General features: G+C 69.1%; 24 protein-coding genes and 1 other RNA gene. 15 read left to right on the top strand and 10 right to left on the bottom strand.

Annotated elements, in window-relative coordinates:
* Positions 1 to 14: 14 nt before the first annotated feature.
* From VO99_RS14280 to ompA, 10 genes are all read right to left on the bottom strand, one after another.
* Complete coding sequence (locus VO99_RS14280) at positions 15 to 758, bottom strand: SIR2 family NAD-dependent protein deacylase (protein ID WP_046113533.1); 744 nt, start codon at positions 756 to 758, stop codon at positions 15 to 17.
* Complete coding sequence (gene rlmB / locus VO99_RS14275) at positions 751 to 1,503, bottom strand: 23S rRNA (guanosine(2251)-2'-O)-methyltransferase RlmB (protein WP_046113532.1); 753 nt, start codon at positions 1,501 to 1,503, stop codon at positions 751 to 753. The genes VO99_RS14280 and rlmB overlap by 8 nt, the downstream gene beginning before the upstream one ends.
* A 43-nt stretch (positions 1,504 to 1,546) precedes the next feature.
* Positions 1,547 to 1,969: a universal stress protein gene (locus VO99_RS14270; protein ID WP_046113531.1), complete on the bottom strand. Its 423-nt coding sequence runs from the start codon at positions 1,967 to 1,969 to the stop codon at positions 1,547 to 1,549.
* A gap of 63 nt (positions 1,970 to 2,032) precedes the next feature.
* Positions 2,033 to 2,767 (bottom strand): acetyltransferase domain-containing protein, encoded by a 735-nt coding sequence (locus tag VO99_RS14265; RefSeq protein WP_046113530.1) that lies wholly within the window; start codon positions 2,765 to 2,767, stop codon positions 2,033 to 2,035.
* On the bottom strand, positions 2,764 to 3,441 hold the full coding sequence (locus VO99_RS14260; RefSeq protein WP_046113529.1) for an RES family NAD+ phosphorylase: 678 nt from the start codon (positions 3,439 to 3,441) through the stop codon (positions 2,764 to 2,766). Before VO99_RS14260 ends, VO99_RS14265 begins: the two co-directional genes overlap by 4 nt.
* Positions 3,432 to 3,860 carry an MbcA/ParS/Xre antitoxin family protein gene (locus VO99_RS14255; protein ID WP_046113528.1) on the bottom strand — a complete coding sequence of 143 codons (429 nt, stop codon included), beginning with the start codon at positions 3,858 to 3,860 and terminating at the stop codon, positions 3,432 to 3,434. Before VO99_RS14255 ends, VO99_RS14260 begins: the two co-directional genes overlap by 10 nt.
* A 108-nt stretch (positions 3,861 to 3,968) precedes the next feature.
* Positions 3,969 to 4,341, bottom strand: a transfer-messenger RNA (tmRNA) gene (gene ssrA / locus VO99_RS29545).
* A 13-nt stretch (positions 4,342 to 4,354) separates the two neighbouring features.
* On the bottom strand, positions 4,355 to 5,023 hold the full coding sequence (locus VO99_RS14250; RefSeq protein WP_046113527.1) for an HAD-IA family hydrolase: 669 nt from the start codon (positions 5,021 to 5,023) through the stop codon (positions 4,355 to 4,357).
* On the bottom strand, positions 5,020 to 5,724 hold the full coding sequence (gene ubiG / locus VO99_RS14245) for a bifunctional 2-polyprenyl-6-hydroxyphenol methylase/3-demethylubiquinol 3-O-methyltransferase UbiG (RefSeq protein ID WP_046113526.1): 705 nt from the start codon (positions 5,722 to 5,724) through the stop codon (positions 5,020 to 5,022). Before ubiG ends, VO99_RS14250 begins: the two co-directional genes overlap by 4 nt.
* Positions 5,725 to 5,817: 93 nt before the next feature.
* Positions 5,818 to 6,471 (bottom strand): outer membrane protein OmpA, encoded by a 654-nt coding sequence (gene ompA, locus VO99_RS14240; protein WP_046113525.1) that lies wholly within the window; start codon positions 6,469 to 6,471, stop codon positions 5,818 to 5,820.
* 266 nt (positions 6,472 to 6,737) lie between these two features.
* Between ompA and gyrA the strand changes: the two genes are divergently transcribed.
* The 15 genes from gyrA to VO99_RS14165 all read left to right on the top strand — a co-directional run bounded on the left by gyrA (position 6,738) and on the right by VO99_RS14165 (position 22,629).
* Positions 6,738 to 9,371 carry a DNA gyrase subunit A gene (gene gyrA, locus VO99_RS14235; protein ID WP_046113524.1) on the top strand — a complete coding sequence of 878 codons (2,634 nt, stop codon included), beginning with the start codon at positions 6,738 to 6,740 and terminating at the stop codon, positions 9,369 to 9,371.
* The gene (locus VO99_RS14230; RefSeq protein ID WP_046113523.1) at positions 9,371 to 9,940 is read left to right on the top strand and encodes a DUF2059 domain-containing protein; all 570 of its coding nucleotides are present in this window, start codon (positions 9,371 to 9,373) and stop codon (positions 9,938 to 9,940) included. Before gyrA ends, VO99_RS14230 begins: the two co-directional genes overlap by 1 nt.
* A 19-nt stretch (positions 9,941 to 9,959) precedes the next feature.
* Positions 9,960 to 11,066, top strand: a complete 1,107-nt coding sequence (gene pheA / locus VO99_RS14225; protein ID WP_046113522.1) for a prephenate dehydratase — start codon at positions 9,960 to 9,962, stop codon at positions 11,064 to 11,066.
* Positions 11,067 to 11,068: 2 nt separating this feature from the next.
* Positions 11,069 to 11,971: a prephenate dehydrogenase gene (locus tag VO99_RS14220; protein ID WP_046113521.1), complete on the top strand. Its 903-nt coding sequence runs from the start codon at positions 11,069 to 11,071 to the stop codon at positions 11,969 to 11,971.
* Between the two features lie 45 nt (positions 11,972 to 12,016).
* Entirely contained in the window at positions 12,017 to 14,032 is a 2,016-nt protein-coding gene (locus tag VO99_RS14215) for a bifunctional 3-phosphoshikimate 1-carboxyvinyltransferase/cytidylate kinase (protein ID WP_046113520.1), read from the top strand.
* Positions 14,033 to 14,193: 161 nt separating this feature from the next.
* Complete coding sequence (gene rpsA / locus VO99_RS14210) at positions 14,194 to 15,909, top strand: 30S ribosomal protein S1 (protein WP_198156945.1); 1,716 nt, start codon at positions 14,194 to 14,196, stop codon at positions 15,907 to 15,909.
* A gap of 28 nt (positions 15,910 to 15,937) precedes the next feature.
* Complete coding sequence (locus VO99_RS14205) at positions 15,938 to 16,276, top strand: integration host factor subunit beta (protein WP_046113518.1); 339 nt, start codon at positions 15,938 to 15,940, stop codon at positions 16,274 to 16,276.
* Between the two features lie 113 nt (positions 16,277 to 16,389).
* Entirely contained in the window at positions 16,390 to 16,710 is a 321-nt protein-coding gene (locus VO99_RS14200; protein ID WP_046113517.1) for a LapA family protein, read from the top strand.
* Positions 16,700 to 17,854, top strand: a complete 1,155-nt coding sequence (gene lapB, locus VO99_RS14195; protein WP_046113516.1) for a lipopolysaccharide assembly protein LapB — start codon at positions 16,700 to 16,702, stop codon at positions 17,852 to 17,854. The genes VO99_RS14200 and lapB overlap by 11 nt, the downstream gene beginning before the upstream one ends.
* A gap of 13 nt (positions 17,855 to 17,867) precedes the next feature.
* Positions 17,868 to 18,437: a D-sedoheptulose 7-phosphate isomerase gene (gene gmhA, locus VO99_RS14190; protein ID WP_046113515.1), complete on the top strand. Its 570-nt coding sequence runs from the start codon at positions 17,868 to 17,870 to the stop codon at positions 18,435 to 18,437.
* 59 nt (positions 18,438 to 18,496) lie between these two features.
* Positions 18,497 to 19,399 carry a D-glycero-beta-D-manno-heptose-7-phosphate kinase gene (rfaE1, locus tag VO99_RS14185; protein ID WP_232315367.1) on the top strand — a complete coding sequence of 301 codons (903 nt, stop codon included), beginning with the start codon at positions 18,497 to 18,499 and terminating at the stop codon, positions 19,397 to 19,399.
* A complete protein-coding gene (locus tag VO99_RS14180) occupies positions 19,396 to 19,887 on the top strand; it encodes an adenylyltransferase/cytidyltransferase family protein (protein WP_046113513.1) in 492 nt (163 codons plus the stop codon). Before rfaE1 ends, VO99_RS14180 begins: the two co-directional genes overlap by 4 nt.
* Positions 19,884 to 20,456 carry a D-glycero-beta-D-manno-heptose 1,7-bisphosphate 7-phosphatase gene (gmhB, locus tag VO99_RS14175; protein WP_046113512.1) on the top strand — a complete coding sequence of 191 codons (573 nt, stop codon included), beginning with the start codon at positions 19,884 to 19,886 and terminating at the stop codon, positions 20,454 to 20,456. The genes VO99_RS14180 and gmhB overlap by 4 nt, the downstream gene beginning before the upstream one ends.
* Complete coding sequence (locus tag VO99_RS14170; RefSeq protein WP_232315365.1) at positions 20,453 to 21,517, top strand: glycosyltransferase family 9 protein; 1,065 nt, start codon at positions 20,453 to 20,455, stop codon at positions 21,515 to 21,517. Before gmhB ends, VO99_RS14170 begins: the two co-directional genes overlap by 4 nt.
* The gene (locus VO99_RS14165; RefSeq protein ID WP_046113511.1) at positions 21,514 to 22,629 is read left to right on the top strand and encodes a glycosyltransferase; all 1,116 of its coding nucleotides are present in this window, start codon (positions 21,514 to 21,516) and stop codon (positions 22,627 to 22,629) included. The genes VO99_RS14170 and VO99_RS14165 overlap by 4 nt, the downstream gene beginning before the upstream one ends.
* The last annotated feature ends 5 nt before the right edge of the window (positions 22,630 to 22,634 follow it).

The raw sequence follows: 22,634 nt of genomic DNA, 5'->3' as shown, positions 1-22,634 counted from the left end.
CGTTCAGGCGTTCCTCAGGCCGCCAGCAGGCGCGGCAGCAGCCCGGCGGCGGTGCCGGCCAGGTGCTCGTCGGCATCGCCGTCGATCTCGGTGGCGGCCGGGTTGACGATGGCGACCCAGGCGCCCGCGCGGCGGGCGATGCCGGCCAGCCCGGCCGCCGGCCACACTGCGCCGGAGGTGCCCACCACCAGCATCACCGTGCAGCCGCGGGCGGCGTCCTCGGCGTCGGCCAGGACATCGGCCGGCAGTGCTTCGCCGAACCACACCACGCCCGGCCGCACCAGGTTGCCGCATTGCGCGCAACGCGGCGGATGGCCGGGCAGCGCCTGCCGCAGGTCGCAGGGCGGCATGTGGCGGCTGGGGGCCAGCCAGCGGTCCTGCAGCAGGTCGCCGTGCAGCCGCAGCACGCCGTCCAGGCCGGCGCGCTGGTGCAGGTCGTCCACGTTCTGGGTCACCACCGTGAGCACGCCCGGCCGGCGCTGCGCAAAGGCCGCGAGTGCCTGGTGGCCTGCATGCGGCTGCGCGCGGCGCACGCCTTCGCGCCGCTGCTGGTACCAGTCCCACACCAGCTGCGGATCGGCCCGGAAGCCCGGTTCGCTGGCCAGCTGCATCGGATCGAAGCGGGCCCACAGGCCGGTCTGCGCATCGCGGAACGTGGGAATGCCGCTCTCGGCACTCATGCCCGCGCCGGTGAGCACGCACACGCGGGACGCGCGGGCGATGCGCTCGCGCAGCACGCGCACGGCGGCTTCAGGCACCGGCGCCGCCCGCCCCGCCGCGCTGGCGCAGGGCTTCGTACAGGCACACGCCGGAGGCGACGGAGACGTTCAGGCTCTCCACCGCGCCGCGCATCGGGATGCGCACCAGCTCGTCGCAGGTCTTGCGCGTGAGCTGCCGCATGCCGGGCCCCTCGGCGCCCAGCACCAGCGCCACCGGGCCGGTGAGGTCCACGTCGTACACCGTGCGCTCGGCATCGTCGCTGGTGCCGATGATCCGCAGCCCGCGGTCCTTCAGCTCGTTGAGGGTGCGGGCCAGGTTGGTCACCATCAGGTAAGGCACGGTCTCGGCGGCGCCGCTGGCCACCTTGGCCACCGTGGCATTGAGGCCCACGGCATGGTCGCGCGGGGCCACCACCGCATGGGCACCGGCGCCATCGGCCACGCGCAGGCAGGCGCCCAGGTTGTGCGGGTCGGTCACGCCGTCCAGCACCAGCACCAGCGGATCGCCGGGCACCTGGTCCAGCACGTCGTCCAGGCTGTGCTGCTGCACCAGCGGGCTCACCTTGGCCACCACGCCCTGGTGGCGGGTGGTGCCGCCGATGCGCGACAGGCGCTCGTCGTCGCTGTCCACCAGCTTGGCGCCGGCCTCCTTGGCGCGCTCGACGAACTGCCGCATGCGGGCGTCGCGGCGGGTGGAATCGACGTGGATCTCGCTGATGGACGACGGAGCCGTCTTCAAGCGCACGGTGACGGCATGGAAGCCGAACAGGACCTTGGAACTCATGCCCGCATGGTACGACCCGCGGCGGCGGGCACCCTGCGCGCGGTCAGCGCACGATCAGCACCGGCACCTTGCACAGCCCCAGCACCTTGGCCGTGACGGAGCCCAACACCATGCTGGCCAGTGCGCCGTGGCCATGCGAGCCCATCATCAGGATGTCGAACCTGCCGTGGTCGGCCGCTTCGGCAATCGTCGCGGCCGAGGGCCCGATCTTGGACAGGAAGCTGGCCTTCAGCGATTGCTGCTCGAAGAACTTGCGCACCGGGTCCAGCACCTCGGCGGCCTGGTCGCGGTAGTAGCGCTCGCACACTTCGCGGCCAAGCATGTGGGCGGCGTTGTGAGGCAAGGTGGGCTCCACGTGCAGCACGGTGTATTCGTGCTGCGGGCCCAGCCATTCGTCATGCGCCGCCACGTAGGCCAGCATGCGCTTGGTGTAGGGGCTGCCATCGGCGGCGATGAGGATCTTCATTGCGTACTCCTGCGGTTGACGCAACGAGTATGCGCAGGCGGCCCGCGCCGCCTTTGCCCTGCATCAAGCCCGCTGCAGGAGCGTCAGCAGGCCGATGAAAACCGGCTGGTGCAGCATGTACACGGTGAGCGGCCGGCGCCCCAGCCACACCAGCGGCCGGGCCCAGCCGGACAGCGGCCGCTGCACAGGCGCCTGTGGCCGCCGCAGCCACCACAGCATGGCCGCCACGCCCCACAGCATCACGCCCAGCCAGGGCAGCAGCGGCACATAGTCCTCGGTGGCCGGCTTGCGGGTCACCAGGCCCACCCAGTTGGTCCAGCGGTTGTCGAAGAACGGGTGCTCGATCACCAGCGGTGCCAGCACCGCCAGTGCGCCGGCCGCCAACAGCAGCGCAGGCAGCCACGGCGCGGACAGCCAGCGGGGCCGCAGCGTGGCGCGCAGCACCAGCAGCATCAGCGCAATGCCATGCAGCACGCCGAAGCTGATCCAGCTGCGCGGAAACATCCAGGCGGAGCCGACCGAGACCAGCACCGCGCAAGCCGCCACCTGCAGCCAGCGCCGCCAGAAGCGGCCCGGTACCTGGCCCTGCCGCAGCGCCACTGCCTGGCCCGCGCCGGCACACAGCAGGAACAGGCTGACGATGGCGGTGCGTTGCACCGTCCAGAACGGGTCTTCGTAGAAGTCCTGCGCCGGGATCAGCCGGAACTGGTGCAGGTCGAAGCTGAGGTGGAAGCCCATCATCCACACGATGGCCGCGCCGCGCAGCGCATCCAGCCAGGCCAGGCGCTGCGTGTTCATTCCACCTTTTCGTACACGTCGGTGAAGGCCTTGCCGTCCCAGGCATACAGCAGCACGGCCGCATGCACGCAGCCGCGTGCGCCGGTGGGTTTGAACAGGCCCACGCACTGCCCGCCGGGATGGCGCACGCTGCGGTAGGCCACGCCGGCCGAGCCCTGGTCGTGCAGCTGCCGGCCCAGGGCCTGGGCAGCGCGGTAGTCATCCGGGTGGTAGACGGCTTCGGGCGCCGCGTCGTCAGGCCGCAGGTCGTGCAGGCGGGCGTCGATGCTCACCTTGTACAGCCGCATCGGCAGGTGCATCGGCCCCTGCGCGGTGGCTGCAAGGAAGCGGCCATGGTGGTAGCGCGTCTCGGCCACCGCGGTGGCACGGTCGGCAGCCGCATAGAACACGCCGAAGCTGCCGTCGGAAAAGCGGCTGCCCAGCGGATTAAGGTGGGTGAAGGCGGCCATGATCGGCCCGGTGCCGGGACCGAAGATGCGGTCTTGCGGCGGCACCAGGTGGATCTGCCCCACTTCGTCGCGCACGCGGTCATTGGTCATCGATTCCAGCGCATACAGCGCATCGAAATCATCCGGACCGGCCACGCGGTCGAACAGGTACACCGAGGGATGGCGGGTGGGCACGATCCGGCAGGCCTGCGCCCAGCGGATGCGGCGTACTGCAGTCACGACCATCCGCCTCCGCGCACCGCGTCCAGGTACTGGCGCACCGCGGTCAGGTCGCTCAGGTTGCCCGCCAGCATGCGGTCGAGCGCGCTGCGGCCACCGAACGGCGTGGCCGTGTTGGGCTGGCGCACCCAGGCGTCGGCCGCCGCGGTGTCGGGCAGCAGGATCTGCAGCGCCTTGTAGATGCCCAGCAGGTTGGACAGCCGCTCCAGGGTATCGCGCGACAGGTGGGCCTTGTCCGGCTGCTTGCGCCACGCAAACAGCGTGGACCGGCCGGGGCTGCCCAGCAACACCAGCTGCTCGTCCACCGACAAGCCCCACAAGGCGGCAATGCGCTCGAAGGCCCGCAAGCCTGCGGCGGCCATTTGCTGCTCGGTGATGTCGGGCGCGGCGGATTGCGAGGCAGGGAGCGCGGTCACAATGCCCATCCAGATTCGTACATGATGCCGAATCTAGTCCAGATCCAGACGAAAGTACAGTTTCGGATGGAAAAAGAAAAAGGCCCCGTCGTCACCGACGGAGCCTTGATCGTGGTTTGGTGGAGCCGGGGGGAATCGAACCCCCGTCCGCGAACCATCACCGGACAGTTCTACATGCGTAGCTGGCTGATTTGGAGTCTCACGCTCAGGTCGCGCAGCAGCACGCTACCTTTCACGCCAGTCACTTAATCTCGTCCTGAACCGAGTGACCCGGCCCAGAACCAGCCAATGTGAATGACCTCTCAGCCTAGGATCTTGCGACCTTCAGCCCGGCCCATCGGCCAACCGTTGAGAGGCTCACCGGTGTTAAGCGGCGAGGGCGAAACGTTCGTCGTTCGCAGTTACTTTGTTTCCAGTGGTTTTACGAGCGAACTGGTGCTCGGCATGCCCTGCGCCGGATCCGTACCCACGTCGAAACCAGGTCGGCCCCAGGACTGCGTAGTTTAAGCCAGGTCCAGCCATTTCAAGAGTTCGCCGGGCATATCGATCAAGCCATCCGCACCCCAGCTGCCGATCGCGTCGCCCTGGCCGAGGTATCCCCAGGCCGCGGCCAGCGTGGCCATGCCGGCGGCGCGGCCGGCCTGCACGTCGCGCAGGTCGTCGCCGACGTAAACACATGCGGACGGATCGGCGCCGATGCGCCGCGCCGCCTCCAGCAAGGGCGCGGGATGCGGCTTGGCATGCGGCGTGGTGTCGCCGCACACCACCGCGCCCGCACGCACGTCCAGGCCCAGGCCCTGCACCACAGGCAGCGTGAAGCGCTCGGCCTTGTTGGTGACGATGCCCCAGCGCAGGCCCGCCGCATCCAGGGCGTCCAGCACCGGCACCATCTGCTCGAACACCCGGGTGTGCTGCAGCAGGTTGCGCTCGTACAGCGCCAGGAACTCGTCGCGCAGCGCGTCGAAGCCCTCGTCGCCCGGTTGGAGGCCGAAGGCGGCGCCGATCATGCCGCGCGCACCGGTGCCCACCATGGGCCGCAGGCGTGCATAGGGCACCGGCGCGAGGCCCTTGCGTTCCCGCAGGCTGTTGACGGCACCGGCCAGGTCGGGCGCGCTGTCGATCAGCGTGCCGTCCAGGTCGAACAGCACCGTGCGGATGGCGCGGCCGCTCATGCCAGCGGCTTCCGGCACGCCACCAAGTAGTTCACGCTGGTGTCGGCCGACAGCCAGTAGCGGCGCGTCAGCGGGTTGTATTCCATGCCCTTGGTCTCGCCCAGCAGCAGCCCCGACTCGCGACACCAGCGCGCCAGCTCGCTGGGGCGGATGAACTTGGCATATTCATGCGTGCCCTTGGGCAGCAACTGCAGCACATGCTCGGCGCCCACGATGGCAAACAGGAAGGCCTTGGCATTGCGGTTGATGGTGGAGAAGAAGACCGAGCCGCCCGGCTTCACCAAGGTGGCGCAGGCACGCACCACCGACGACGGATCGGGCACATGTTCCAGCATCTCCATGCAGGTCACCACGTCGAAGCTGGCGGGCTGCTCCGCCGCCAACGCCTCGGCGGCCACCTGGCGGTACTCCACGCCGTCGACGCCTGACTCCATCGCATGCAGCTGGGCCACCTTCAGCGGCTTGTCCGCCAGGTCGATGCCGAGCACCTTGGCGCCGCGCTGGGCCATCGACTCCGCCAGGATGCCGCCGCCGCAGCCGACGTCCAGCACCCGCTTGCCGGCCACTGGAACGGACTGTTCGATCCAACCCAGCCGCAGCGGATTGATCTGGTGCAGCGGCCTGAATTCGCTCTCGGGATCCCACCAGCGATGGGCCAGCTCGCTGAATTTGGCCAGTTCTTGAGGATCGGCATTCATCATGATTTACATCCTACCGCGACCCAACTGGAGATACTTGCCGCACAAATGACAAACCCCGCCGGAGCGGGGTTTGTTTAAGAACCGGAGAACCGATTACTTATTGCGCGTGCCAACCACTTCGATTTCCACGCGGCGATTCTTCGCGCGGCCATCGGCGGTCTTGTTATCGGCGACGGGCTGCTTTTCGCCCTTGCCTTCGGTGTAGACGCGGTTCTTCTCGACGCCCTTGGAGACCAGGTAGGTCTTCACGGCTTCGGCGCGACGCACCGACAGACGCTGGTTGTAGGCATCGCTGCCGACGGAGTCGGTGTGACCCACGGCGATGATGACTTCCAGGTTGATGCCGCCGGTCTTGCTGACCAGGTCGTCCAGCTTGGCGCGGGCTTCCGGCTTCAGGACCGACTTGTCAAAGTCGAAGAAGGCGTCGGCGGCGTAGGTGACCTTTTCGCTGACCGGAGCCGGGCGGACCGGTGCCGGGGCGGGAGCCGGAGCGGGTGCCGGGGCAGCCTGCGGAGCCGGAGCCGGAGCCGGAGCGGCCGGCTTCAGCGCGCCGTCGCAGCTGGGATCCGCCGTGGCGGGGGTCCAGTTGGCATCGCGCCAGCACAGTTCGTTGGTGCCGTTCTTCCAGACGGTACCGTCGGCATTGCGCCAATTGTCGTTCGTCTGCGCTTGGGCGAAGGCCGTCGACAGCGGAGCGGCGAGCGCGACCGATGCGAACAGCACCGCCACGGTGTTCAGTTTCTTCATTGATTCTCCTCTCAAGGAAAGCCGCAGTTGTGCTGCGTAACGTCCAAATTCGGAAGCGTATAACTTGGCAAGCGCCTTGTTTGTCAAGCGCCACCACCGACGCGAAGGATTGTGCCATACGGCGCTCGGCTGGCCCCATTTTGGCAACTGCCCGGCCGGGAGGTAACGCCTGTGTTGCTTTCGAGCGACAAAGCACTGCCGCTTAGAATCCCGCGTCTCATCCCACAGGTCACGGCGCACCCGCGCCGCCCGCGTTTGCCGCCCCCATGACCCAGTTCGCCAAGGAAACCCTGCCCATCAGCCTCGAAGAGGAGATGCGGCGTTCTTACCTCGACTATGCGATGAGCGTGATCGTCGGGCGCGCCCTGCCCGACGCACGCGACGGCCTGAAGCCGGTGCACCGGCGCGTGCTGTTCGCGATGCACGAGCTGAACAACGACTGGAACCGGCCCTACAAGAAATCGGCCCGTATCGTCGGCGACGTGATCGGTAAGTACCACCCGCACGGCGACCAGTCGGTCTACGACACCATCGTGCGGATGGCGCAGGACTTTTCCATGCGCCACATGCTGGTGGACGGCCAGGGCAACTTCGGCTCGATCGACGGCGACAACGCCGCGGCGATGCGTTACACCGAAATCCGGCTGTCGAAGATCGCCCATGAACTGCTGGCCGACATCGACAAGGAAACCGTCGATTTCGGACCCAACTACGACGGCTCGGAGAAGGAGCCGCTGGTGCTGCCGACGCGGTTGCCGAACCTGCTGGTCAACGGCTCGGGCGGCATCGCGGTGGGCATGGCCACCAACATCCCGCCGCACAACCTGAACGAGGTGGTGGACGCCTGCCTGCACCTGCTGCGCAGCCCGGATGCCACGATCGACGAACTGATGTCGATCATCCCGGCGCCCGACTTCCCCACCGCCGGCATCATCTACGGCTTGACGGGTGTGCGCGAGGGCTACCGCACCGGCCGTGGCAAGGTGGTGATGCGCGCCAAGTGCCACTTCGAGGACATCGACCGCGGCCAGCGCCAGTCGATCATCGTCGACGAGATTCCGTACCAGGTGAACAAGAAGACCCTGCTCGAGCGCATCGCCGAGCTGGTCCACGACAAGAAGATCGATGGCATCAGCCACATCCAGGACGAGAGCGACAAGTCCGGCATGCGGGTGGTGATCGAGCTCAAGCGCGGCGAAGTGCCCGAGGTGGTGCTGAACAATCTGTACAAGCAGACGCAGCTGCAGGACAGCTTCGGCATGAACATGGTGGCGCTGGTGGACGGCCAGCCGCGCCTGCTCAACCTGAAGCAGCTGATCGAGTACTTCCTGGAGCACCGCCGCGAAGTGGTGACGCGCCGCACGGTATTCGCGCTGCGCAAGGCACGCGAGCGCGGCCATGTGCTGGAAGGCCTGGCCGTGGCGCTGGCCAACATCGACGAGTTCATCGAGACGATCAAGAACTCGCCGACGCCGCCGGTGGCCAAGGCGGCGCTGATGAGCAAGAGCTGGGACTCGTCGCTGGTGCGCGAGATGCTGGCCCGCGCCGAGAGTGACACCCCCGGCGGCCGCCAGGCCTACCGCCCCGAGGGCCTGCCCGCCGACTACGGCATGCAGGACGACGGCCTGTACCGCCTGTCGGACGACCAGGCCCAGGAAATCCTGCAAATGCGCCTGCAGCGCCTGACCGGGCTGGAGCAGGACAAGATCGTCGGCGAATACAAGGACGTGATGGCGCAGATCGCCGACCTGCTGGACATCCTGGCCAAGCCGGAGCGCGTGACCTTCCTCATCAGCGAGGAACTCACCGCGCTGAAGCAGGAGTTCGGCCAGACCAAGGTAGGCACCCGCCGCAGCGTGATCGAGCACAACGCGCAGGAGCTGGGCACCGAGGACCTGATCACGCCCACCGACATGGTGGTGACGCTCAGCCACAGCGGCTACATCAAGAGCCAGCCGCTCGGCGAATACCGCGCGCAGCGACGCGGCGGCCGCGGCAAGCAGGCCACCACCACGAAGGAAGACGACTGGGTCGACCAGCTCTTCATCGCCAACACGCACGACTGGATCCTGTGCTTCAGCGACCGCGGTCGCGTGTACTGGCTGAAGGTGTGGGAGGTGCCGCAAGGCGGTCGCGCCAGCCGCGGCAAGCCGATCGTCAACATGTTCCCGCTGCAGCCTGGCGAGAAGATCACCGTGGTGCTGCCGCTGACCGGCGAGTTCCGCACCTTCCCGGCCGACAACTACATCTTCATGGCCACCGCGCTGGGCACGGTGAAGAAGACGGCGCTGGACGAATTCAGCAACCCGCGCAAGGCCGGCATCATCGCGGTCGACCTCGACGAAGGCGACCATTTGATCGGCGCCGCGCTGACCGACGGCAAGCACGACGTGATGCTGTTCTCCGATGCCGGCAAGGCCGTGCGATTCGACGAGGACGACGTGCGCCCGATGGGCCGCCAGGCCCGCGGCGTGCGCGGCATGGCGCTGGAGCCGGGGCAGAACCTGATCGCCATGCTGGTGGCCGAGGACGAACTGCAGAGCGTGCTGACCGCCACCGAGAACGGTTTCGGCAAGCGCACCTCGATCGTCGAGTACACCCGCCACGGGCGGGGAACCAAGGGCATGATCGCCATCCAACAGAGCGAGCGCAACGGCAAGGTGGTCGCAGCCACCCTCGTGCGCCCCGAGGACGAGATCATGCTGATCACCGACAAGGGTGTGCTGGTGCGCACCCGGGTCTCCGAGATTCGTGAGCTCGGCCGCGCCACGCAAGGCGTCACGCTGATCGCGCTGGACGACGGCACCAAGCTGTCGGGCCTGCAACGCATCGTCGAAAACGACGCCAACATCGAAACCCCGGGCGAAGGCGATGCCGCCGCCCCTGAGGAGAACACCTGATGAAGAAGACCCTGCTGATGGCGGCCCTGGTGGTCGCCGCGGTCGGCGCGCACGCGCAGACCAAGAAACAGCTGGTGGACAAGATCCTCGCGGCCCAGCAACCCGCCATCGAGAACATCGCCAAGAGCATCGCCGAGCGCCCCGCGCTGCAGATGATGCAGGCCGCGGGCAACGCCCTGCAGCAGCTGCCGGCCGACAAGCGCGAAGCGACCGGCAAGCAGATCGAGGCCGACGTGCGCAAGTTCGTCGACGAGGCGGTGCCGGTGCTGCGCGACCGCGCGATGAAACTGGCGCCCAGCACCCTGGGCGCGCAGATGGAAGAGAAGTTCACCGAGGAGGAGCTGAAGGCGCTGCTGGCCTGGCTGGAGTCGCCGGTGAACAAGAAGTACCAGCAGGTGGCGCCGGAGATCCAGAACGCCTTCGCGCAGAAGCTCATCGTGGAAGCGGCGCCCGCGCTGGACCCCAAGCTGCAGGCACTGCAGTCCAAGGTGCGCAGCACGCTGGGCATCAGCGCGCCCGCCAACGAGGCTTCCCGGCCCGCCGCCGGCAAGGCCAGCGGCGCCAAGTAAACCTTCCATCCCGCTCGACATGGCCGAACCCTCCTCTTCCACGCCGCCGGAGCTGCTGGCGCTGCGCCACCAGATCGACACGCTGGACCGCGACCTGCTGGCGCTGCTGAACCGCCGCGCCGCGCTGGCGCTGGCGGTGGGCGAGATCAAGAAGAAGGAAGGCTCGGTGGTCTTTCGCCCCGAGCGTGAGGCGCAGGTGATCGACGGCCTCAAGCGCATCAACGCCGGCCCGCTGCGCTCGGACAGCGTGGCCCCGATCTGGCGCGAGATCATGTCGGCCTGCCGCTCGCTGGAAACGCCGATGCGCGTGGCCTACCTCGGCCCGGCCGGCACCTTCAGCGAGGAAGCGGCGCTGGGTTACTTCGGCGCTTCCATCGTGCGGGTGCCGTGTGCCAATGCCGACGAGGTGTTCCACGTCACCACCTCGGGCGCGGCCGATTTCGGCGTGGTGCCGGTGGAGAACTCGAACGAGGGCGTGGTCACGCGCTCGCTGGACCTGTTCCTCACCACGCCGCTGTTCATCATCGGCGAGACCAGCCTGATGGTGCGGCAGAACCTGCTGCGCAGCGTCGATTCGCTGGAAGGCATCGAGGCGGTGTGCGCCCACCCGCAGGCGCTGGCGCAGTGCCACGGCTGGCTCAGCAACCACCTGCCGCATGTGGAACGCCGGCCGGTGGCCAGCAATGCCGAGGGCGCGCGGCTGGCCGGCACCGACCCGAAGCTGGCCGGGATCGCCAGCGAGCGCGCCGCCAGCGAATACGGCCTGCATGTGGTGGGCCGCGCCATCCAGGACGATCCCCACAACCGCACCCGCTTCGCGGTGGTCACCCACCCCGACCGCCATCCGCAGCCCAGCCGCTCGGGGCACGACTGCACCAGCCTGGTGGTGTCGGTGGTCAACCGGCCCGGCGCCGTGCACGACATGCTGGTGCCGCTGAAGCGCCACGGCGTGTCGATGACCCGCTTCGAGTCGCGCCCGGCCCGCTCGGGCCAGTGGGAGTACTACTTCTACGTCGACCTGCAAGGCCATCCGGAGGATCCGCCGGTGGCTGCGGCCATGCGTGAGCTGCGCGAGGTATGCGACTTCTTCAAGGTGCTGGGCACCTACCCGCTCGACAGCCACTGACCATGTTCCAGCAACTCGGCCTGATCGGCTGCGGCCTCATGGGCGGCTCGTTCGCGCTGGCACTGAAGCGCGCCGGGCTGGTGAAGCATGTGGTGGGCTACAGCAAGTCGCCCTCCACCACCGAGCGGGCCCGCCGGGCCGGCGCCATCGACGTGGCCGCCGAGTCGGCACTGCTGGCGGTGGCCGGCGCCGACATCGTACTTCTGGCCGTGCCCGTGTCGGCCACGGAAGCCACCTTCAAGGCCATCCGCCACCTCGTCGAGCCGGGCGTGCTCTTCATGGACGTGGGCTCCACCAAGCGCGACGTTGTGGATGCCGCGCGCCGCGTGCTGAAGGAGCGCATCGGCGGCTTCGTGCCGGCGCATCCCATCGCCGGCAAGGAAAAGGCCGGCATCGCCCATGCCGACGCCGACCTCTACGTCGGCCGCCAGGTCATCCTCACGCCGCTGCCACAGACCGACGCGGCCCTGGTGCAGAAGGCCACCGACGTCTGGGCCGCCATCGGGGCGCAGGTGCTGCGCATGTCGCCCGAGAACCATGACGCCGCCTTCGCCGCCGTCAGCCACCTGCCGCACCTGCTGGCCTTCGCGTACTTCAGCGCAGTGGCCAAGCAGCCGGGCGGCGACGATTTCCTGTCGCTGGCCGGGCCGGGCTTCCGGGATTTCACCCGCATCGCCGCCAGCGATCCGACGATCTGGCGCGATATCCTGCTGGCCAACCGGGAAGAGACGCTGAAGCAGTCGATGCGCTTCCGCCATGCGCTGGATGCGCTGGAGCATGTGATCCGCTCCGGCAATGCCGAGGCGCTGGAAGACCTGATCCGCAGCGCCTCCGAAGGCCGCGCCGCCTGGCAGATGAACAGCCCGCGCCCCGCCGCCCCGGTGGCCCTGCCGCCGGCGCGCTGAGCGCTCCCCTCCTCCACGCCCTACCGCCTCCAAGCCGCCGCGTTCGTGTTCGCCATCCCCTTCCTCGACCTGCCGCCGCTCGCCAAGGCGTCCGGATCCATCCGTCTGCCCGGCTCCAAGAGCATCTCCAACCGCGTGCTGTTGCTGGCCGGCCTGGCCGAAGGCAGCACGCTGGTGCACGATCTGCTGGATTCCGACGACACGCGGGTGATGATCGACGCGCTGCGCACCCTGGGCTGCGGCATCGAGCAGGAAGGCGCCACCCTGCGCGTGACCGGCATCGGCGGCCAGCTGCCAGTGCACCAGGCTGCGCTGTTTCTGGGCAATGCCGGCACCGCCATGCGTCCGCTGGCCGCCGCGCTGGCGGTGCTGGCCGCCACGCAGGGCGGGCAGTTCGAGCTGAGCGGCGTCGCCCGCATGCATGAGCGGCCCATCGGCGACCTGGTGGATGCGCTGCGGCAACTCGGCTGCGACATCCGCTACCTGGGCACCGACGGCTACCCGCCGCTGCTGCTGGCCGGCACCGCCAAGGGCACCCTGCGCACCGCCACCGCGGTGCGGGTGCGCGGCGACGTGTCGAGCCAGTTCCTCACCGCGCTGCTGCTGGCGCTGCCGCTGGCCAGCGGCGCCACCGATTCCACGCCGGGCCGCGACATCGTCATCGAGGTCGACGGCGAGCTGATCTCCAAGCCCTATGTCGAGATCACGCTGAACCTGCTGGCGCGCTTCGGCATCCAGGTGCAGCGTGACGGCTGGCAGCGTTTCACCCTCCCCGCCGGCAGCCGCTACCGCTCGCCGGGCGCGGTGCATGTGGAAGGCGATGCGTCGTCCGCCTCGTATTTCGTCGCGCTGGGCGCCATCGCCGCAGTGGACGCGCCGGTGTGCATCGATGGCGTGGGCAGTGCCTCCATCCAGGGTGACGTGCGCTTCGTCGAAGCCGCGCAGGCCATGGGCGCCGACGTGCGCATGGACGCCAACCGCATCGAGGTGCGGCGCGGCGCCTGGCCGCTGCGCGCCATCACGCTGGACTGCAACCACATCCCCGACGCCGCGATGACGCTGGCGGTCATGGCGCTGTATGCCGACGGTCCCACGCGGCTGACCAACATCGCCAGCTGGCGCGTGAAGGAGACCGACCGCATTGCCGCGATGGCCAACGAACTGCGCAAGGTGGGCGCCGAGGTGGTCGAAGGCGACGACTTCCTGGAGGTGCGGCCGCCAGTGCTGTGGCGTCCCGCGGCCATCCACACCTACGACGACCATCGGATGGCGATGTGCCTGTCGCTGGCGGCCTTCAACGGCCTGCCAATGCGCATCCTCGATCCGAAGTGCGTCGGCAAGACCTTCCCCGACTACTTCGAGGCGCTGTTCGAGCTGGCCCATGCCCCGCGCGAGCAGGTGCCGGTGATCACCATCGACGGACCCACCGCCTCCGGCAAGGGCACGCTGGCCAGCACGCTGGCGGCGTCGCTGGGCTACCACTTCCTCGATTCGGGCTCGCTGTACCGCGTGGCGGCGCTGGCCTCGCTGCGCCAGGGCGTGGCCGACAGCGACGGCCCGGGCATCGCCGCGGTGATCGCCCGGCTGAAGCTGCGCTTCGACGGCCCGCGGCTGTTCCTCGATGGCGAGGAAGTGAGCGACGAGCTTCGCCGGGAGGACGTGGGCAGCCGGGCGTCGAAGATCTCCGCGCTGGGCGACGTGCGCTCGGCGCTGTATGCGCTGCAGGTGTCCTTCCGCCGGGCGCCGGGCCTGGTGGCCGACGGCCGCGACATGGGCACGGTGATCTTTCCCGATGCGTTGCTGAAGGTGTTTCTCACCGCCAGCGCCGCCACACGGGCCGAGCGGCGGCATAAGCAGTTGATTTCCAAGGGTTTATCGTCTAATATCGACGACCTTCGCGCAGACTTGGAAGCACGCGACGCCCGGGACCGTACCCGTGCCATCGCACCGCTGCAGCCCGCCGAAGATGCGCTGCTGCTCGACAACTCAGCCCAGACCGTGGATGAATCCGTGGCCCAGGTGCTGGATTGGTGGGAACGGCGCCGGCCTTTCGGCGCATAACCGGCAGGCTTTTCGGGTGCCGCCACCCACCCCAGCAGCGCACAGGCTGCGCCGGGTGGCGGTTTGTTCAACGTAACCGCAACCTCCGTTGCACTCTCTGCCGGCCCCCTTGCAGATCGCTTTCGATCTCTCCCCTCCTCGGCCGGCTCCCAGGAAACTCCATGTCTGAAATGCAATCTGCCACCACCGGCGGCGAATCCTTTGCCGCCATGTTCGAGGAAAGCCTCCAGAAGCGCGACATGCGCGCCGGCGAGGTGATCTCCGCGGAAGTCGTCCGCATCGAGCACAGCTTCGTGGTGGTCAACGCAGGCCTCAAGAGCGAGTCCTACGTTCCCATCGAAGAATTCAAGAACGACCAGGGCGAGGTCGAGGTCGAAGTCGGCGACTTCGTGTCCGTCGCGATCGACTCCCTCGAAAACGGCTACGGCGACACCATCCTGTCGCGCGACAAGGCCAAGCGCCTGGCCTCGTGGCTGTCGCTCGAGAACTCGCTGGAATCCGGCGACTTCGTGACCGGCACCGTGAACGGCAAGGTCAAGGGCGGCCTGACCGTGCTGGTCAACGGCATCCGCGCCTTCCTGCCCGGCTCGCTGCTCGACACGCGTCCGGTCAAGGACATGAGCCCGTTCGAGGGCAAGACCATGGAGTTCAAGGTCATCAAGCTCGACCGCAAGCGCAATAACGTCGTGTTGTCGCGCCGCGCCGTGGTCGAAGCCTCGATGGGCGAGGAACGCGCCAAGCTGATGGAAACGCTGCGCGAAGGCGCCATCGTCAACGGCGTGGTCAAGAACATCACCGAATACGGTGCGTTCGTGGACCTGGGCGGCATCGACGGCCTGCTGCACATCACCGACATGGCCTGGCGCCGTGTGCGTCACCCGAGCGAAGTGGTGACGGTGGGCCAAGAGCTCCAGGCCAAGGTCCTGAAGTTCGACGCCGAGAAGAACCGCGTCTCGCTGGGCATCAAGCAGCTGGGCGACGACCCGTGGATGGGCGTGGCCCGCCGCTACCCGACGGGCACCCGCCTGTTCGGCAAGGTGACCAACATCGCCGACTACGGTGCGTTCGTCGAGATCGAGCCGGGCATCGAAGGCCTGGTGCACGTCTCGGAAATGGACTGGACCAACAAGAACGTCAGCCCGAGCAAGCTGGTGTCGCTGGGCGACGAAGTCGAAGTCATGGTCCTCGAGATCGACGAAGACAAGCGCCGCATCAGCCTGGGCATGAAGCAGTGCAAGGCCAACCCGTGGGAAGAGTTCTCTTCCAACGTGAAGCGTGGCGACCGCGTCAAGGGCCCGGTCAAGTCGATCACCGACTTCGGCGTGTTCGTGGGCCTGGCCCAGGGCATCGACGGCCTGGTGCACCTGTCCGACCTGTCCTGGCACGAGCCGGGCGAAGCGGCCGTGCGCAACTTCAAGAAGGGCCAGGAAGTCGAAGCCATCGTGCTGGCCGTGGACGTCGAGCGCGAGCGCATCTCGCTGGGCATCAAGCAGCTGGACGGTGACCCGTTCGCCACCTTCACCACGCTGAACGACCGGGGCGCCCTGGTCACCGGCAAGGTGAAGACGGTGGACGCCCGCGGCGCCGAGATCCAGCTGACCGACGACGTGACCGGCTACCTGCGTGCTTCCGAAATCAGCCGCGACCGCGTGGAAGACGCGCGCAACGTGCTGAAGGAAGGCGACGAAGTCAACGCCATGATCATCAACATCGACCGCAAGCTGCGTTCGATCCAGCTGTCGATCAAGGCCAAGGACTCCGCCGACCAGCAGGAAGCCATGCAGCGCCTGTCGCAGACCAGCGAGCGTGAATCGGCCGGCACCACCAGCCTGGGCGCCCTGCTGCGCGCCAAGCTGGACAACCAGAACAACGGTTGATGCCTGACGGCCGCCTGGTTTTTCGCGCATGACCCGGTCCGACCTCGTTGCCGCGCTGGCCGAACGCTTCGGCCAGCTGACGCAACGCGACACCGAGTTCGCGGTGAAGACCATGCTCGATGCGATGTCCGATGCGCTGGCGCGCGGTCACCGCATCGAGATCCGCGGCTTTGGCAGCTTCTCGATTAACCGCCGGCCGCCCCGCGTGGGCCGCAACCCGCGCAGCGGCGAGCAGGTGGTGATCCCCGAGAAGCTGGTGCCGCACTTCAAGCCGGGCAAGGCGTTGCGCGAAGCGGTGGACGCCAACGTGCCGCTGGCCTCGACGGCGGCGGACGCGCCCGACGACGAGCCGGCGCTCACGCGCTGAACGCGGCTCGCGCAAGCACACCACACGGCCTTCGGGCCGTGTTTTTCTTTGTGCAACACACGGCCGTGCAGCCCGCCGGCGCCCCTGGAACGCGTGGCTAGAATCCGCCGGCCATGCGCTTTCTCGTCTGGCTCATCCGAGCCTTTGTCTTCTTCGCCCTCTTCGCCTTTGCGCTGAACAACCAGCAGGAGGCCGCGGTGCGTTGGTTCTTCGGTGTGGAATGGCGCGCACCGATGGTCATCATCGTGCTGATCGCCTTTGCCGCCGGCTGTGCCATTGGCGTGCTGGCGATGGTGCCCAGCTGGTGGCGCCACCGCCGCGTGGCCCGCCGCGTGAGCCCCGAGCCTCTGGCACCCGCGCCGGCCGCCGTGCCGGCCAGCGTGCCCCCGCCTTCCGACTTCCTGCCCGAGCATCCCCCGCGCGATGGACTTTGACCTGCAGTGGTTGCTGCTCGGCCTGCCGGTGATGTTTGCACTGGGCTGGGCGGCCTCGCGCTTCGACCTGCGCCAATGGAAGCGTGAGCAGCAGGAGTCGCCCAAGGCCTACTTCAAGGGCCTGAACCTGCTGCTGAACGAGCAGCACGACAAGGCCATCGATGCTTTCATCGAAGCGGTGCAGAACGACCCCGACACCTCGGAGCTGCACTTCGCGCTGGGCAACCTGTTCCGCCGCCGCGGCGAGTTCGAGCGCGCGGTGCGGGTGCACCAGCACCTGCTGAACCGTGGCGACCTGCCGCAGGCCGACCGCGAGCGCGCCCAGTACGCGCTGGCCCAGGACTTCATGAAGGCCGGGCTGTTCGACCGCGCCGAGGAGGCCTATCGCGCACTCGAAGGCACGCCCTTCGACACCGAGGCCCGGCTGGCCCTGCTGTCGCTGCATGAGCGCTCGCGTGACTGGCGTGCGGCGGCCGACGTCGCCGCCAAGCTGGAAAAAGGCGGCACCGGCTCCTTCGCATCGCGCATCGCGCACTACTGGTGCGAGCTGGCCATCGAGGCCGACGAACGCAGCCAGCCCGAGGAAGCCGAAGCCTGCCTGCAGCGTGCCATGACCGCCTCGCCCACGGCCGCGCGGCCCTATGTGCTGGCCGGCCAGCGCCTGGCGCGCCTGGGCCGCCATGCCGAGGCGGTGCAGGTATGGAACGACCTGCGCGCGCGGCATCCGGCCACCTTCAGCCTGATCGCCCGCGACTGGGCCCGCAGCGCCCTGGCCAGCGGCCAGGCCGACACCGCGCGCACGATGCTGCTGGGCCTGTACGAGCGGCATCCCGGCATCGAGCTGCTGCAGGCACTGGCGTTGCTGGATCCCCCGGGGCATGAGGCCGATGCCGTGCAGCGCATGGCGCAGCACCTGGGCCAGCATCCGTCGATTGCCGCGGCCACCGCGCTGATGCAGCTGCCGCCCGCGCCCTGGGGCGACGCCGCTCGCGCCGGGCTGCGGCAGGCGGTGGAGCAGGCCGCCAAGCCCATGCACCGCTACCGCTGCGCCGCTTGTGGTTTCGAGGCGCAGCACTATTTTTGGCAATGCCCTGCCTGCCTGAGCTGGGACAGCTTCCCGCCGCAGCGGCTGGACGACCAGTGAGCACCGACGCCTGATGTCTTCCCTCTTTCTCGACAACGTCGAACAGCATCTCGACGTGATGCGCCGCCTGCCCGCGCTGGAAGCCGACGTGGAGCGCGTGGGCGCACTGCTGGCGGCCGTGCTGCAGGCCGGCAACAAGCTGCTGGTGTGCGGCAACGGTGGCTCGGCGGCCGATGCGCAGCACCTGGCCTCGGAGCTCACCGGCCGCTTCATCAAGGACCGCCGGCCGCTGGCGGCGATCGCGCTGTCCACCGACAGCTCGGCGCTCACCTGCATCGGCAACGACTATGGATTCGACGACGTCTTCGCCCGCCAGGTGCAGGCGCTGGCGCGGCCGGGCGACTGCTTCATCGGCATCAGCACCTCCGGCCGCTCGCCCAACGTGCTGAAGGCCGCCGCCGCCGCGCGCGAGGCCGGCGCCAAGGTGGTGGGCCTGCTCGGCCGCGACGGCGGGCCGCTGCTGGCCAAGAGCGACCTGGCCATCGTGGCGCCCAGCGACGTGACGGCGCGCATCCAGGAAGTGCACATCCTGGTGATCCACACGCTGTGCGGGCTGATCGAAGACAAGCTGGGGATCGCGTGAGTTTTCCGATTCCGCTCAAGAAAAGCGTCTCGCGCGATGCGCTGGCCCGCCGCCGCGTGATGGTGGTGGGCGACGTGATGCTGGACCGCTACTGGTTCGGCGACGTGGAGCGCATCTCGCCCGAGGCGCCGGTGCCGGTGGTGCGCATCCGCCGCGAGGAAGAGCGCCTGGGCGGTGCGGCCAACGTCGCCTACAACGTGCAGATGCTGGGCGTGCCGGCCACGCTGCTGACGGTGGTGGGCACCGACGACGCGGCCCAGCGGCTGCAGAAGCTGCTGGACGAACGCCGCGTGGCCCATGTGCTGGGCCACGACGCCACGCTGCAGACCATCGTCAAGCTCAGGGTGATCGGCCGCTCGCAGCAGCTGCTGCGCATCGACTTCGAAAGCCAGCCCAGCCACGAGGTGCTGTCGCAGCTGCTGGGCGCGGTGGAGCGCGAGGTGCAGCGCCATGATGTGGTGCTGTTCAGCGACTACGCCAAGGGCGGCCTGGCCCACATCCCGCGCATGATCGAGATCGCCCGCGCGGCCGGCCGGCCGGTGCTGGTTGATCCCAAGGGCACCGACTTCGACCGCTACGCCGGCGCCACCGTCATCACGCCCAACCGCTTGGAGCTGGCGCAGGTGATCGGCCGCTGGAGCGACGAGGCCATGCTGACCGAACGCGTCCAGGCGCTGCGCGAGCGGCTGAAGCTGCAAGCGGTGCTGCTCACCCGTTCGGAAGAAGGCATGACGCTCTTCGATGCCCAGGGCGCGCTGCATGTGCCGGCGCTGGCGCGCGAGGTGTTTGACGTGACGGGTGCGGGGGACACGGTGATCGCCACGCTGGCCGCCCTGGTGGCCGACGGCACGACGCTGCGCGAGGCCGTGCCGCATGCCAACCGCGCCGGCAGCATCGTGGTGGGCAAGTTCGGCACCGCCGGTGTCACCTTCGACGAGCTGTTTGCCCGCACCACCGCATGAACCCGTCACCCGACAGCAAGCTCTGCCTGCCCGACGAGCTGCCCGCGCGCCTGGCCACGCTGCCGCGGCCCTGGGTGTTCACCAACGGCGTGTTCGACCTGCTGCACCGCGGCCATGTGCAGTACCTGCACCAGGCATCGCAGCTGGGTGCGTCGCTGATCGTGGCGCTGAACACCGACCGTTCGGCCCGCGGCCTGGGCAAGGGCCCGGAGCGGCCGATCAACACCGAGCTGGACCGCGCGCTGGTCATCGCCGGGCTGGGCTCGGTGGCGCTGGTCACCTTCTTCGACGAGCCCACGCCGGTGGCGCTGCTGGCCCGCGTGCGGCCCGACGTCTACGTCAAGGGCGGCGACTACGACATGGACACGTTGGCCGAAACCGCGCTGGTGCGCGGCTGGGGCGGTCGCTCGCTGGCCATCCCTTTCGTGGATGGCTACAGCACCACCCGCCTGGTCAAGCGCATGGCCGCAGGCGGCGGCGCGGCATGAAGCGCGCCGCCTTCCTCGACCGCGACGGCGTGATCAACGTCGAGCACGGCTATGTGCACACCTGGGAAGACTTCGAGTTCGTGCCCGGCAGCGTGGACGCGATGCGCCGGCTGCACGAGGCGGGTTATGCGCTGGTGGTGATCACCAACCAGTCGGGCCTGGCGCGCGGGATGTACACCGAGGCGCAGTACCAGCAGCTCACCGCCACGCTGCGCGAGCACCTGCTTGGACAAGGCGTGCCGCTGGCCGCGGTGTACCACTGCCCGCACCATCCCAAGGGCACGGTGCCGGCACTGGCCGTCGATTGCGACTGCCGCAAGCCGGCGCCGGGCATGCTGCTGCAAGCGGCCCGCGCGCTGGACCTGTCGCTGGCCGATTCGGTGCTGGTGGGCGACAAGGGCTCCGACGCCGAAGCCGGCCGCGCCGCCGGTGTCGGCCGGGTGATGCTGGTGCGCTCGGGCCACGTGCTGACGCCGGCCGACCTGGCGCTGGCCGACAGCGTGCATGCCGACCTGGCCGCGGCCACCGCCGACCTGCTGGCGGACGCCACCGCCGCCCGCGCGCCGTGAGCGAACGGGCAGCCAACACGGCGGCGCAGCGCATCCTCATCGTGCGGTTGTCAGCGCTGGGCGACGTGATGATGGCCTCGGGCCTGATCCCGGCGCTGCGCTCGCAGCACCCCGATGCGCACATCGCCTGGCTGACCGAATCACCCGCCGCGCCGCTGCTGCGCCAGCACCCGCTGCTCGACGAGGTGATCGTCTGGCCGCGCCAGCAGTGGCAGCAGTTATGGAGAGACAAGCAGTACGGCGCGCTGTGGCGCGAGCTGCGCAGCTTCCGCCGCGCCTTGCGCGAACGGCGCTTCACCGTGGCCCTGGATGCGCAGGGCCTGCTCAAGAGCGGGTTGTGGGCCTGGATGAGCGGCGCACCGCGGCGGGTGGGCCTGCTGGCGCGCGAAGGCGCGCAGTGGCTGGCCACCGAGCGGCTCGATCCGCCCAAGGCCGGCGACCCGCGCATCGGCGCCGAATACCGCGCGCTGGCCCGCCACATGGGTGCACCGGACGAGGCCTTCCGGCTCGACCTGCGCTTCGACGAAGCCACCCACCGGCGTGCGCTGGATGCGCTGGCCGCGCGCAAGGTGCTGCCGCCCTTCGCCGTGCTGTGCCCCTTCACCACGCGGCCGCAGAAGCACTGGTTCGAGGACCGCTGGTCCGCGCTGGCCGAGCGGCTGGCGATGCATGGCATCACGCCGGTGCTGCTGGGCGGCCCGGCCGACCGGCCCGCGGCCGCGCGCATCGCGTCGGCGGCGCCGTCGGCGATCGACCTGGCCGGCCAGCTCAAGCTGGACGAGAGCGTGGCGCTCATCTCGCATGCCGCGCTGCTCATCGGCGTGGACACCGGCCTCACGCATGCCGGCAGCGCCTTCCGCATCCCGACGATCGCGCTGTTCGGCTCCACGCGGCCCTACCGCGACGCCGATGCGCCGCGCACCGCCATCCTCTACGAGCCGCTGCCCTGCTCGCCCTGCAAGCGCAACCCCACCTGCGGCGGCCGCTTCGACTGCATGCGCGCGCACACCGTCGACCACGTGTTCTCCACCGCGCAGCACCTGCTCGCCCAGCCCGCATGAAAGTCCTGCACGTCGAATCCGGCCGCCACCTCTACGGCGGCGCGCTGCAGGCGGTGCTGCTGATGCAGGGCCTGCAGCAGCGCGGCCACGAGAACCACCTCGCCTGCCGCATCGGCGCGGCCATCGGGCCGGCCGCGGCGCAGCACGGCGCGACGGTGCACGAGACGGTGATGAAGGGCGACGTGGACGTGTTCACCTGGTGGCGGCTGCGCCGGCTGATCCGCCAGGTGCGGCCCGACATCGTGCACCTGCATGCCCGTTTCGGCACCGACGTGTGGGGCGCGCTGGCCGCCCGCAGCGAGGGCGTGCCGGTGGTGCACAGCCGGCGCGTGGACAACCGCGAGCGGCCCTTCGTCGTGCGCCACAAGTACCCGCTGTACGACAAGGTGGTGGCCATCTCGCACGGCATCCGCGAGGTGCTGCTGAGCGAAGGCGTGCCGCCCGAGCAGGTGGTGTGCGTGCATTCGGCGGTGGACACCGAGCGCTACCGGCCGAACGAGCCGCGCGACGCGGACCGCGCCTGGTTCGATGCCCAGTTCGGCCTGCAGCCCGGCGACCTGGCGGTGGCGCTGATCGCGCAGTTCATCCCGCGCAAGGGCCACCGGGTGCTGGTGGATGCCATGCCGGCGGTGCTGGCCGCGCAGCCGCGTACCAAGGTCGTCTTCCTGGGCCAGGGGCCGCAGGTCGAGCCGATGAAGCAGCTGGTGGCCGAGCGCGGTTTGCAGGCCAGCGTGCTGTTCGGCGGCTTCCGCGACGACCTGCACCGGGTGATGCCCAGCCTGGACCTGGTGGTGCATCCCGCGGCCACCGAAGGCCTGGGCGTGTCGCTGCTGCAGGCCGCTTCCTGCGGCGTGCCGATCGTGGCCACGCGCGCCGGCGGCATCCCCGAGATCGTGCAGCCCGGCCTCAACGGCGAGCTGGTGCAGCCGGGCGATGCGCCGGCGCTGGCCGCCGCGATGCTCAAGCTGCTGGCCGACGAGGCGCTGCGGCGGCACTACGGCCAGGCGGCCCGGCAATGGGTGCTGGACGGCTTTTCCACCCGCTCGATGGTCGAAGGCAACCTGGCCGTCTACCACGAGGTGCTGGCCCGCCGCGGCCGGCGCCCGGCTTGAAGCGG

Source organism: Aquincola tertiaricarbonis (assembly GCF_000969605.1).
GTDB classification, from domain to species: Bacteria; Pseudomonadota; Gammaproteobacteria; order Burkholderiales; family Burkholderiaceae_C; genus Aquincola; species Aquincola tertiaricarbonis.
This window is presented reverse-complemented; position numbering and strand designations above follow the sequence as displayed.